This is a genomic window from Streptomyces sp. NPDC024017 (assembly GCF_040638895.1).
GTDB lineage: Bacteria > Actinomycetota > Actinomycetes > Streptomycetales > Streptomycetaceae > Streptomyces.
On record NZ_JBEZYZ010000010.1, the window covers coordinates 21,173 to 33,711 of the forward strand.

Genomic DNA, 12,539 nt, shown 5'->3' on the forward strand with positions numbered 1-12,539 from the left:
TCCCACTACCCGCCTGCGGGCAGATCGGTGCGCGGAGCGGCGGCCAGATGCACACCCACACGCTTCACGAGGAGTGTCATCTCGTAGGCGACCTGGCCGACGTCCGAGTCGGCGTCCGAGAGGACGGCGAGGCAGCTGCCGTCGCCTGCGGCCGTGACGAACAGGAAGGCGTCGTCGAGCTCGACGACCGTCTGGCGGACGTTGCCGGCCTCGAAGTGGCGCCCCACGCCCTTGGCGAGGCTGTGGAAGCCGGAGGCGACGGCGGCCAGGTGCTCGCTGTCCTCCCTGGTCAGGTCCTTGGAGACGCCCGTCGGCAAACCGTCGCCGGAGAGCACGAGGGCCTTGCGGATGCTCGCGACACGGTCCACCAGGTCGTCGAGGAGCCAGTTCAGCTCCCCCTTGATGGTCGTGGTGTGGCCGGTCGTCTTCGGTGCGGTCATCGACCGTCCCCCTCTGTCGTTCCTTGTGGTGCTGCGCCGCTGTGGGCGGCATCACCCGCGGCGTTCTCCTCGCGGCCGCGCTGCCAGCCACGCTGGAGCGATGCCATGCGGCTGCGTACTTCCTCGGCGTCGCGCTCGACGGGCTCGGCCCGGTCCTCGATACGCGGCTCCGAGCTCCGCTTCAGCTGCGGGGCCAGGCTGGCCTGCCGGACACGCCGGGGCAGTGGCGCGGTGCCGGAACCGGGCTGTGGTGCGGAGCCGGTCACCTGGGGCGCTGCGCCGGAGCCTGTCTCGTGGCGCGCGGGCCCTCCGGTGGTCTCCGGCGTGGAGCCGGTGCCGTGGTCCGGTCCGGCCGGGCCGCTCGCGGCGATCTCCGCGCGGCGGGTCCGCCTGGGAAGGGCGGACGCCTCCGACCGGTCGCCGGCGGCGCCGCCCGGCGAGGCCGGGGACTCGGTGTGGTCCTCGGTGCGGCCGACCGCGCCGATGCCACGGCGGGTCGAGTCCGTCCCGCGGCGGCGGGCGGGCAGCGGCGGCGGTGCGTCCGGCAGGGCGTCGCCCCGGCGGCTGCCGGTCGAGGAGCTCTCGGTGCGGCGCCGGGCCGGAAGGGCGGACGCGGGTTCGGGTCCCGACCGGCCGATGGATCGGCCGCCCGCGGGCTCCTCGCCCCGGCGGCGTGACGGGAGCGCGGAGCTGGGGCTCGACTCCGTTCGGCCGGTGGCGGTGGTCTCCTCGTCCGTCTTCCCCCGCCGCGGACGCTGCTCGGTGACCGGGCGCCCGTGCGAGCTGACCAACTTGGGGGTGTGGCGGCGGGGCAGCGGGACCGGAGCGCTCAGCTCGTCGTCGCTGTCGGTCCGGTCCCCCGCGCTGGGGGCGTCGGCGCCCTGGTGGCGCGGATCGGTGCTGCGGCCCGCGGTCTCGTCCGGGGCACGGGTGAGGGAGTGACGGGGGCGGAACAGGCCGCCGTGTTCGCTGTCCACGTCCTCGATGGCGCCGGGGAAGTCTCCGATGGCGTCCAGGTCGACCGGGGCCTCCAGCTCGACCGGTCCGTCCAGCAGGGAGGCGGGCAGGCCGGGACGCTGCGCAGACGCCTGGGACAGCGCGGCGCGGCGGCCCTCCTGCGGTTCGCTCTCCGGGGCCAGCTGGGGGCGGTCGAGCCGGAACCCGATGCCGTTGGTGTCCGGGACGTCGTCGGTGAGCAGCGCGTCGGGGATGAAGACCACCGCGGTCGTGCCGCCGTACGGGGAGGGCTGCAGGGAGACCCGGACGTTCTGGCGCTGGGCGAGTCGGCTGACCACGAACAGGCCGAGCCGGTCGGTGTCGGAGAGCTCGAACTCCGGCGTCTCGGCGAGCCGGAGGTTGGCGTCCAGGAGCGCCTCGGCGGCCATGCCGAGGCCACGGTCGTGGATCTCCAGGGTGAAGCCGTTGGCGACGCGCTCGCCCAGGACCTGCACGGCGGTGTGCGGCGGCGAGAACACCGTGGCGTTCTCGAGGAGTTCGGCCACGAGATGCGTGAGGTCGGCGACGGCCGGGCCGCTGATGGCGATCCGCGGCAGGCGGCGGACCTCGATGCGCTCGTAGTCCTCGACCTCGGCGACGGCGGCGCGTACGACGTCCATGAGCTGGACGGGCTTGCGCCACTGACGGGAGGGCGCGGCGCCGGAGAGGATCACGAGGCCCTCGGCGTGCCGGCGCATGCGCGTGGTCAAGTGGTCGAGGCGGAACAGGTCGGCGAGTTCCTCGGTGTCCTCGGTCCGGCGCTCCATGGCGTCGAGCAGGGTGAGCTGCTTGTGGAGCAGGACCTGGCTGCGGCGCGCGAGGTTGACGAAGACCTCGGAGACGCCGGCGCGCAGCTCGGCCTGCTTGACGGCGGCTTCGACGGCGGCGCGCTGCAGGGTGTTGAGAGCCTGGCCGACCTCTCCCATCTCGTTCTTGTCGTATTCGAGGCGCGGGACCTCGGTCTCGACGTCGACCTGCTCGCCCGCGGAGAGACGGCGCATGACGCTGGGCAGCCGCACTCCGGACGCCTCGTGGGCCTCCAGACGCAGCTGCCGCAGATCGCGGATGAGGGTCCGGCCGACGCGTACGGACAGGAAGAGGGAGAGCAGGAGCGCGATCAGGCCGAGTGCGCCGGCGATGACCGCCTTGGCGATGACGCCGACGGCCACGGGGTGGACGCGGTCCTGGTAGCGGTCGTTGGCCTGGTCGTTGAGGGTGCCGAGCTCGTCGAGCACGTTACCGGCGGCGCTGTCCCAGCTCTTCGCGGAGACACCGCGGGGGGTTCCGGCCCCGGAGGAGACGGCGGCTTCCTCGGCCACGCGCAAGGGAGCGGAGGAGGCGTTCTTCCAGAAGCTCTGGTAGCGGTCGCGCTCCGCCACGGGCAGCAGCGGCAGGTTGACGTCGTACATCAAGGTGCGCTGGGCCACGAGGTCGGAGATGTCCCGCTCTTCGGAGTGGGAGATCCTGCCGACGATCAGGGCCGAGCCGAGGAGGGCGTCCTCGCGGGAGAGCAGCTCGCGGGCGCGGGCGAGGTTGACCAGCGCGCGGTACTGCTTGTCCAGTTCGATGTTGTCGACCACGTGCAGGTTGGCGAGGAGGACGTAGCAGGGGTCGACGAGCCGGTTGTAGAGGTCGAGTGCCTGGGTGCGGTTGACGGTGCCGTCCTCGACGCTGCGACGCAGCGACTCGATGCCGTCGAAGGCGTCCAGGACAGCGGTGAGCCGCTCGTCGGTGTCCGCGCCCATCGCGTCGCGCACGTCCGGGTTCCGGGCGTTCTCGCGGATGCTGCCGACGGCCTCGTCGGTCGCGGTCCGGCTGCGCCGGAGCGCGGCGAGCCCGTCGGAGGCGCGGGGGTCGGCGAGGTAGACGAGGGTCTGGCGGCGTTCCTCCTGGAGGACGCGGACGGTGTCCTCGATGGGGTAGCCGATCTTCTCCACCACGGACGACACGTTGAACAGATCGCCCGCCTCACGTCCCGTGAGCACCGTGGCGAAGGCCCAGATCGCGGTCAGGGACACCAGCGGCACGAGAAGCAGCGCCACGATCTTCCGGCGGATGGACTTCCCGCGAAAGCGCATGGCCTCCCCCAGCTCGGGCCCCCGGCTACCGGGGGTACACATGTGCGTCAACAAACGGCGCGAGCCTACTACCGACCCACAGGGAACTCGAAGACCGGTCCGGAACCTGAACTTCCGCGCCAGCCACAAGGCATGGCGAGTTGTCCGGGCATTGCGGGAGTTGTCTCCCCGAAACCGGTGGTCGCGGCGCGGTCCAATCCCCGAACTTCGCCAGGGCGGTTGGCTGAAACTTTTCGGTTCTCGGGAATCTTCGTGAGGAGTTGTTCGTCCTTCTCTACGGGAAACGGGGGCGGAATCGGCCACAGGAGCCGCGTCCCGCATCTGGGCGGCGTAAAACAGCGCAAGCCGGGCAGCCACTGGGAAGCACGGGTCTTCGGATGCGAGCGAGCGGTCTGCTGGCGGTGGGGAGTGACACGGTGATGGGCACGGCGGAACGGCGCGGTGCGCCCAGGGCTGGTGGGGCGCAGCTGAGGGGGCATCGGGATCCCGATGCGATCGATCGCGACCTTCCCGAGGGCGTGGCGGAGCCCTCGGGGCATGAGACGGGGGTTCCGGCTCATGAGGTGGGGCGCGGCGCTCGGGAGCAGCACTACAGGCCTCTGTGGGTCGAGGAGCCCGCGCGGCGGCGCCGCTTGCCGGATCCGGTGCGGACGGCGGCCGTGCGGGCGGTTCTCCTCATAGCCGTGACGCTGATCCAGGCGATGGTGGCCTTCCTGTGCACGATGGCCGGGTCCTGGCTGGCGTTCCCCATGGTGATCAGCAGTGTGGTCAGCACGATCGCGGCCACCTGGGGAGCGCTCGACGTGTGGGTGACGCGCCAGGTCTGGAACCAGCGCCACGGCGTGGTGTCGGTGCCGAGCAGCACGGCGCGAGCCCTGCGGCGCGAGCGGCGCCGGACCCGGCGGCAGGAGCGTGCCGCCGAGCGGGCGCAGGAGCGGATACGCCGGCGGGGTGGGGCCGGGCAGCTGTCCCACTCGTGAGGCACGGCGACAGAGGCGTGGTGAGGGGACCGGCTTCGAGAGCGGCCGCTGGGCCGACGCCCGAGCCGGAGTCCCCGTCACCGTAGGACCGGCTGCGCCTTCTCCTCCCCCGCGAGGCGTGCGAGTTCGCGTCTCGCCCGCATGAGGACGAGGGCGGTCCACGGCGAGGACGGCCGTCGTACGACCGTCCCGCTCGTACCGGGCGAGGAAGCCGCCCGCGGCCCGTGCGCCGTCGGAGAGCTCACCTTCGGGGACGCGGACGGTGTCGCCGTCTCGGTGCCGTCCGGCGAACTGGATGCGGGCGCAGTACTGGGCTGATCAGAAGTAGGCCAGGCGGTCTCGGCCGTGCGTCCGGCGAGCAGGCTGGTCACGGCGACTTCGGCTGCTGGGTGGCGGACGTCCAGTGCTCGGCGCGGTGGCCGCCGACGTGTGCGACATCTCCGACGGCGACGACCTGCGGCAGGGCTGTCACACAGCCGTCGTCGTACAGGACGCCGTCCTGCAGGGCCAGGGGCGAGCCGACGAGCCAGGCGGTGTCGGGGACGGCGCCGATGCCGACGATCACGACGCCCGCGGGAAGGGTGCGGCCGTCGGTGAGGCCCGCTCCGGTGATGGCGGCGGCACCTCACAGTCCGGCTTCGGTCGCGAACTCGGGCCCGCGAGGCTCGCCGAATATCGCGAGACGAAGCACATATGGCGCAACACCCGTCCCACACTCCAGGGTTGGTCCGACTGATCCATGTCGCCCCGAGGCACACCCTTTGAGGAATCCGCCATGAAAGCAACCGCAGAGTCGACCGACCCACAGGGCCGGGACGACGCCGAACTCACCGAGTTCGGCTACAGACCCGAGCTGAAGCGCACCCTCGGCAACTTCCACACCTTCGCCGCCGGGATCAGCTACATCTCCATCCTGACCGGCACGTTCCAGCTGTTCTACTTCGGCTACGGCAGCGGCGGCCCCGCCTACTGGTGGTCGTGGCCGATGGTCTTCGTCGGCCAGTTCATGGTCGCCCTGTGTTTCGCGGAGCTCGCCGCCCGCTATCCCGTGGCGGGCTCCGTCTACAACTGGTCCAAGAAGATAGGCAATCCGCATCTGGGCTGGCTCGCCGGCTGGATGATGCTGATCGCCTCGATCGTGTCCATATCGGCCGTCGCACTGGCCTACCAGCTGACGCTGCCGCAGATCTCGTCGTTCTTCCAGTTCGTGGGAGACGGCACCGGTACGTACGACGTGGCGTCCAACGCGGTCATCCTGGCCGCGGTGTTGATCCTGTTCACGACCCTGGTGAACGCCTTCGGCGTCAAGTTGATGGCAAGGATCAACACGGCGGGCGTGTTCATCGAGTTGATCGCCACCGTCGTATTGATCATCCTGTTCGCGGTCCACATCACCCGTGGTCCGCAGGTCGTCATGGAGACGCACGGCACCGGCGCGGGGTACGGAAACGGCTACCTGGGCGCCTTCCTGGTGGCCTCGCTGGCCTCGGCGTACGTCATGTACGGCTTCGACACCGCTGCCTCGCTCGGTGAGGAGTCGCTGGACCCGACGCGGAACGCGCCGCGCGCCATCATCCGGGCGATCGTGGCGTCCTTCGTGCTCGGCGGCCTGATCCTGCTGCTCGCGCTGATGAGCGTGTCCAGCCTCCAGGGCGAGAAGCTGTCCACGGACGGCCTGCAGTACATCGTGCTGGACGTGCTCGGTCCGACGGCCGGCAAGGCGATGCTGTGGTGCGTGCTGATCGCGGTGACGGTGTGTGCCCTGGCCGTGCACACGGCGGCGGTCCGGCTGGCGTTCGCGATGGCCCGTGACAACAACCTGCCCGCGTCCTCGAAACTGGCCAAGTGCCACCCGAGGTTCCAGACGCCGGTCCTGCCGACCGTGATCATCGGGATCCTGGCGCTGGCCATCCTGGTGGTCAACATCCGCCAGCCGCAGATCTTCACGGTCGTCACCAGCATCGGCATCATCATGATCTACCTGGCCTACCTGGGCGTCACGGTGCCGTTGCTGGTCGCCCGGCTGCGCGGAAAGTGGCAGCCCGCGGGCGAGGGCCGGTTCTCGCTGGGCCGCTGGGGCCTGCCGGTCAACATCCTGGCCGTCCTGTGGGGCGCGGCCATGACGCTCAACTTGATCTGGCCGCGGGCCGCGGTCTACAACGCCTCGGCCCCCTACCACTGGTACCTGCGCTGGGGCGCGGTGCTGTTCGTCGCCGTCATCGCGGGCGGCGGCTTCGCCTACTACTGGTTCGTCCAGCGGCACCGGACGGGAGTGCTCGCGGAGCACCGCTCGGAGGCCGCGGCCACCGCTCCCCTCGCCGCCCCGACGGCCGACTGAAGGACGACCCATGATGGGGTGGCGGGTCGCCGCCGGGTCGGTCATGCCCGACCTCGTCACCGTCGACCCCTGCGATCACGACCATGATGATCGGCGAGAAGCGCGCACATCACCTGCGGGAGGACGCCACATCGTCATGACACAGGACGCTTGAACATCCTCGTCGCCGTGATCTCGCTGTGTACGGCTTCCCCTGCGGGAGCTTCGCGCGGCAGGCCCGGACGCAGGTGCTCCTCGACGCTGATGTACTTCAGGCCCGCCCTCAGGTCGGCGTCGTTGCGCATGCGGATGACCAGGGGGAACTCGGCCAGCGCGGTGGTGTCGAACAGGCCCGTGGTGTACAGGAGCTGTACGCCCAGGGCGTCCGACACCGCCCGCTGGAGTTCCAGCAGGTACGTGGCGTTGGCGCGGCCGATGGGGTTGTCCAGGAACAGCGTGCCGGCGTGCCGGTGCTTGTCGCGGCCCCGGTCGTTCGAGCGCAGCGCCGCCATCGTGCAGTACAGGGCGATGGCGGCGGTGAGGAGCTGGCCGCCGGAGAAGACGTCGCCCATCTGCCCGACGGGGACGCGCTCGGCGCGCAGCACGGCATCGGGCTTGAGGATCTCGACGGCGACGCCCTTGGGCTGCAGGGCCGCGGCGACGCCCCGCAGCAGCAGGGACATGCCGTCGCGGCGCAGGTCGGAGTTCTTCTTGACGGCGGCGCGGGTCGCCTCGTCGATGACCTCGCCGAGCCGCTCGGTGAGGGTGGCCTGGTCGGGCTCCTCGAAGCGGATGCGCAGGAACTCCTGCCCGGACCACTCGCCGAGGCCCTCGGGCAGCCGGGAGAGCCGCTGGGCGGAGCGCAGGGTGGCCAGGGCCGACTCGACCAGGCCGCGCAGGCGGTCCACGATCGAGTCGCGGTTGCGCTCCAGCTGTTCCAGTTCGTCGGTCAGGACGCGCAGCCGGGGCGCGAAGGCGTCCGCCCACTTCTGGGCGTGGTCGGGCAGCGCGGAGGCGGGCAGCTCGCGGATCTGCTGACGGGCCGGAGTGCGGACCTGCTCGTAGCGCGTGGAGTTGGCGTGCCGGACGAGGATGTCGCTGGCCTCGCGGACGGCGGCCTCTGCGGCGGACAGGTCGGCGGCGCAGCCGCGCAGGGAGCGGCGGGCCTCGGCGGCCGCCTGCCGGGCCTCCTCGGGGCTGCCGGGGTAGGCCTCGGGCTCTTCGTGCTCCTCGTCCGTGGCGTGTTCGCGCAGCAGGTCGCGGAGCATGGCGGCGATCTCGTCGAAGCCGCTCGCCGCGTCCTCTGCGGCGCGGTGGGCGTCGAGGAGCTCGGCGTGCGCCTCGCGTGCCTGGTTCAGCGCCTCGGTGTGGGAGGCCAGTTCGGCCGTGGCGGTGCGCAGCAGGGTCTGCGCGTGCTCGGCGTCGCGCGGCCGGCGGTCCTCGGGCAGGTCGGTGTGCGTCTCGCCGTCGTCGGCGGGGGCGAGGCGTTCGGCCTCGCCGCGCAGCCGGCCGAGCTGCTCGCTCGCGGTCGACATGCGGGTCTCCAGGAGCTGCACCAGCTCCTCGGCCCGGGCGGCGGCGGCCTGGCGGCTGGGGCCGTCGGAGCCGTCGGGGGATTCGAGGAGCTGCTCCGCGCGCGTGCGGACCTTGTTGCTCAGCCGGTCCAGCTCCGCGCGGGCCGCGCTCTCGTCGCTCTCGGCGCGGGCCTGCTCGGCGCGCAGGTCGGCGCCCACGCCGACCTTCTCGTACAGCTGGGACGCGGCCCGGTAGGCCTCGCGCAGGGCGGGCAGGGAGGCCTTCGGGGTCTGGGCGTCGTCCTCGGGTACGTCGTCGGGGGCGCCCGCGATCTCGGAGCGCTCGGCGCGCAGCGTGCGGGCGGTGCGGCGGGTGTCGTCGGCGGCGCGCTGGGCGGCACGCCGGTCCTCGTCGGCGGCCCGGGCCCGCTCCAGGAAGGCCTGGGCGCTCGCCTCGGACTCGGCTGCCTCGTCGGCCAGTTCGCGCAGCTTGACCTGCCAGCCGGCCCGCTCGCGCAGCCGGAAGGCGAGCCCGGCGAGGGCGTCGGCGGAGCGGCGGGCCTTCTGGGCGGCCTCCTGCCGTTCGTCCCGGACGCGCGCGGCCTCGGCGGCGACCTCGTCCGCCTCGGCCCGTACGGTGCGGGCCTCGGCCAGTTCGGCCTCCGTCTCCTCGGCGAACTCGCGGGTGTCGCGCGCCGCTTGCGCCAGTTCGGCGAGCCGGCCGGCGGGGCAGCCGGTGCGCCAGGAGGCGAGCCGGGCGGCCAGCTCGCGGTCCTTGCCGAGCCGGGCGGCCAGTCGGCGGATCTCCTCGTCCCGTTCGGTCGCCCGGGCGCGCAGCGCCTGCCGCTCCTCGTCGGCGGCGTGCTCGTCGTGCATGGCCGGGTTCGGCGGCACGAGGAACACGTCACCGCTGTCGGTGTCCGGGGCCGGGGTCGGGGCGAGCAGGGCGGCGGCGGTGCCGACCGCCACGGCGGAACGGGGCAGCAGCGCCGCGTCGCCCAGGGCCTCGCGGGCGCGGGCGTGGGAGTCGGGGTCGGTGATGATCACGCCGTCGACGAGTTCGGGCCGGGCGGCCAGCACGCGCGCGTGGTCGGCCGGGTCGACGGCCTGGGCGAGATAGCGCCAGCCGGGCAGCGCGGGGATGCCGTGCTCGCCGAGGAACTCGACCGTGGCCAGCACGTCCGGGCCGGGCGGCAGCAGCCCGCCGTCACCGAGCGCGCCGAGGATCCGGGAGTCGTCGGCGGCGGCCGTGCGCAGCTCGAACAGCTGCCGCTCGGCGGAGGAGACGGCGTCGTCGAGCAGGTCGCGCAGGTCGTCGGCGAAGCGGTCGAGTTCCTCGGGGCCGAGCGCCTGTTCGCCGGAGGCCGACTGCGCGATCGGCACGCTGTCCGTGCCGTGGCGGGGCTGCGGGATGCCCGGGCGGATCTCCGGGGTCAGGCTGAGCAGTTCCGCCAGCCGCTCCTCGCCCGCCAGCGCCTCGGCGGTGCGGCGCTCGGCCTCGTACGACCGCTCGGCCGCCGTGGCCGCGTCGGCGGCGCGGGCCGCGGTCAGTTCAGCGCGGGTCTCGGTGGAGGCGGCTTCACGCGCGTGCTCCGTGGCCCGGTGGGATGCCTCGCGGGCCGCGTCCCAGGCCGCGACGGCGGTCTTCTCGGCGTCGCTGGCGGCCAGGGCCGCTCGGGCCGGGTCGGCGTCGGGCGCGGAGTCGTCGAGCCAGCCGGCCCGTACCGCCTCGGCGGTCTCCTGCTCGACCTCGGCGAGGCGCTGCTTGAGGTGACCGACCTCGCTGCGGGCGCGCTGCGCCTGCGTGGCGGCGGCGGTGGAGTCCCGGTAGGCCGCGTCGCTGACCTCTTGCAGGGCGGCGGAGCGCTCCTCCTCCTCGTTGGCGTGGCTCTCGGCCTTCTCCGCGGCCGCGTGCAGGGCCCGTACGAGGTCGACGGCGGCCTTGGAGCGGGCGGCCAGCGCGGGCGCCGCGTCCCGCTCGGCCTCCTGGATCGCGGCGGACACGCGGGCGACACGGTCGGAGGCCGCACGGTGGCGCAGCACGGCCTCGGCGGCCTGCCACGCCGAGTACAGGGTGCGGGCGTCGGCGAGCTCGCGCTTCTGCGCGGCGGCGGACTTCTCGGCCCCGGCGAGCGCCAGCGAGGCGTGCCGGTAGGCGAGTTCGGCGGAGATCAGCGCGCTGCGCTCGCGGGCCGCCTCGGCGTGCGTGACGGCGTACGCGGCGGCGGTGACCCGCTGGGCCAGGTCGGCGGCCCGGACCCGCTCCTGCACTCCCCGTGCGGACAGCCTGCGGGCCAGGGTCCTGGTACGGCGCTCGGCTCCGGCGTGGACGTCACGCGCGCGGGAGCGGGCCTCGGCGGCCTCGACGATCCGGCCGAGGAGGTCGACGGACCCGGCGGTGAAGTCGCGTTCGGCGATCAGCTCGGCGCGCCGGCCCAGTTTGTTGCCGAAGCCGCTGACCAGGTCGGCGAGCCCGTCGGTGTCGCGGGTGTCGGTGACGGCACGCAGCAGCAGGTCGGTGAAGTCGGCGTCCTTCTTGACCGCGAAGAGACCCGCGGCCTCGCCTTCGTCGGCGTTCATCTCCCGCTGGTAGCGGAAGAGTTCGGGGTCGAGGCCGAGGTCGCCGAGGTGCTCGATCCAGCGGTCGTGGATCTCCTCCCAGTGCACCTCCAGGTGCGGGTAGGTCTTGCCCGCCTCCGTCAGGGCGTCCCGGAAGCCCTTCATGGTGCGGCGCCGCCCGCGCGCACTGGACTGGCCCTCGACCGGGGCCCGTACGGCGGTGGCCTCCGCCACGGGGAGGTTGTCGAGGCTCAGTCCGGGCCCGGGGCGGAAGGAGTACCAGGCCTCGGCGAACTTCCGCGGGTCGTTGGAGACCTGGCGCCCGCGCCACTCGCTGACCTTGCCGACGACGACGCACTCGCCGGTCAGCACGTGCTGCCACTCCAGCGCGACGTGCCCGCAGTCGTCGGCGAGCAGGAACTTGCGCAGCACGCCGGAGCTGGCGCCGCCGAGGGTGTTCCGGTGACCCGGCAGCATCACGGAGAAGATCAGCTTGAGCAGCACCGACTTGCCGCCGCCGTTCTCCAGGAAGAGCACGCCCGCGGGGGCAGGCCGGCGCGGTGGGCCGACCGGCTCCTCCTCGAAGAACTCCGCCTGCGTGGGCGCGGGGTCGGGCACGATCTCGCCCACCCCCCGCAGGTCAAGCACGGTGTCGGCGTAGCGCGCACCGGCGGGCCCGATCGAGTAGAGGCGGACCCGGGACAGCTCGTACATGGCGGACTCTCGTAAGTCTTCGTGAGATGGGGAGTTCAGGAGGAGTGGAACGGCAGCCCGGCGTCGGCGACCAGTTCCAGGTCGTCGCTCTCCTCGGCGGGCAGCAGCGTCGGCGTGCCGTCGGTGACCGGGACGACGCCCAGTTCCAGCAGCTCGGCCATGGCGGCGCTGCCGGCCATGTCGCGGACCTGGAGCTGGTAGCGGGCGGTCGTGCGGTACGTGCCGCCGTGGTCGTCGCCGGTGCGCTGCAGGAATCCGGATTCGGTGAGGAACGCGACGGCCTTGGCGACGATGCCGGTGGTCGAACCGGCCAGGCGGCGCGCGTCCTTGGTGGCACCGGTCGCGCTGCGCCGCACCCAGATCCGCCAGGCGGCCTCCAGGCCGGGCGCGTCGGTCGCCGGGTCGGTGTTCTCGCCCTGTTCCTCGGCGCGCTCCTCCAGGCGGCGGCAGGCCTGGCGGACGAAGGCGTCGACGCCGTTGACCGTCACGCGGCCGATGTAGCCGTCGTCGGCGAGGTCCTCGGGGCGCGGGAACGCCATGGCGGCGACGGCGAGATGGGCGAGCCCGTGCAGGAACCGGTCGCCGCCGTCGGCGGACGTACGACGCGCGTAGTCGCCCATGCGGACGGCGAACACCGAGTCCTCGGCGGCGGTCACGGCCATGCCGGCGCGCGGGGACACCTCCAGCACGATCAGCCCCAGGCCGGTCGCCACGGCGTCCGCGAGCCGCGCGAACGGCGGGTCCTCGCGGTACCGCCGCAGCAGGTCCGCGTACTCCTGGTCGCGGGCGGGCTGCAGCTTGGGCTGCAGGCCGAACGACACGAGCCGAGCCGCGTCGGCGGCGTCGGCGGGAGTGACGGCGGCGCCGGCCGCGGGGGCCGGTCCGTCCGGCTCGCTCCACTCGACATGCTCGCTCACGGTCGGGACTCCTTGTGCCACTCG

Annotated in this window: 6 protein-coding genes and 1 pseudogene; 2 read left to right on the forward strand and 5 right to left on the reverse strand. The window is 73.1% G+C overall.

All coding sequences use genetic code 11. From position 1 onward, the window contains the following. Nucleotides 1-5 precede the first annotated feature (5 nt). Nucleotides 6-440 (reverse strand): roadblock/LC7 domain-containing protein, encoded by a 435-nt coding sequence (locus AB0G20_RS26180; protein WP_361306576.1) that lies wholly within the window; start codon nucleotides 438-440, stop codon nucleotides 6-8. Then, on the reverse strand, nucleotides 437-3,514 hold the full coding sequence (locus tag AB0G20_RS26185) for a nitrate- and nitrite sensing domain-containing protein (RefSeq protein WP_361306578.1): 3,078 nt from the start codon (nucleotides 3,512-3,514) through the stop codon (nucleotides 437-439). The genes AB0G20_RS26180 and AB0G20_RS26185 overlap by 4 nt, the downstream gene beginning before the upstream one ends. Nucleotides 3,515-3,933: 419 nt before the next feature. On the opposite strand from AB0G20_RS26185, the gene AB0G20_RS26190 reads away from it, so the two are divergent. Next, the gene (locus AB0G20_RS26190) at nucleotides 3,934-4,494 is read left to right on the forward strand and encodes a hypothetical protein (RefSeq protein WP_361306580.1); all 561 of its coding nucleotides are present in this window, start codon (nucleotides 3,934-3,936) and stop codon (nucleotides 4,492-4,494) included. Nucleotides 4,495-4,571: 77 nt separating this feature from the next. On the opposite strand, the pseudogene AB0G20_RS26195 reads toward AB0G20_RS26190, so the two are convergent. Continuing rightward, nucleotides 4,572-5,110, reverse strand: a pseudogene (locus AB0G20_RS26195) (FAD-dependent oxidoreductase); the annotation flags it as partial. Between the two features lie 159 nt (nucleotides 5,111-5,269). Here AB0G20_RS26195 and AB0G20_RS26200 point away from each other — a divergent pair. Then, nucleotides 5,270-6,832 (forward strand): amino acid permease, encoded by a 1,563-nt coding sequence (locus AB0G20_RS26200; protein ID WP_361306582.1) that lies wholly within the window; start codon nucleotides 5,270-5,272, stop codon nucleotides 6,830-6,832. 134 nt (nucleotides 6,833-6,966) lie between these two features. Here the strand turns inward: AB0G20_RS26200 and AB0G20_RS26205 are convergent, their stop codons facing one another. Beyond that, nucleotides 6,967-11,598, reverse strand: a complete 4,632-nt coding sequence (locus tag AB0G20_RS26205; RefSeq protein ID WP_361306584.1) for a hypothetical protein — start codon at nucleotides 11,596-11,598, stop codon at nucleotides 6,967-6,969. Between the two features lie 35 nt (nucleotides 11,599-11,633). Then, nucleotides 11,634-12,515: a hypothetical protein gene (locus AB0G20_RS26210; protein ID WP_361306586.1), complete on the reverse strand. Its 882-nt coding sequence runs from the start codon at nucleotides 12,513-12,515 to the stop codon at nucleotides 11,634-11,636. Nucleotides 12,516-12,539 lie beyond the last annotated feature (24 nt).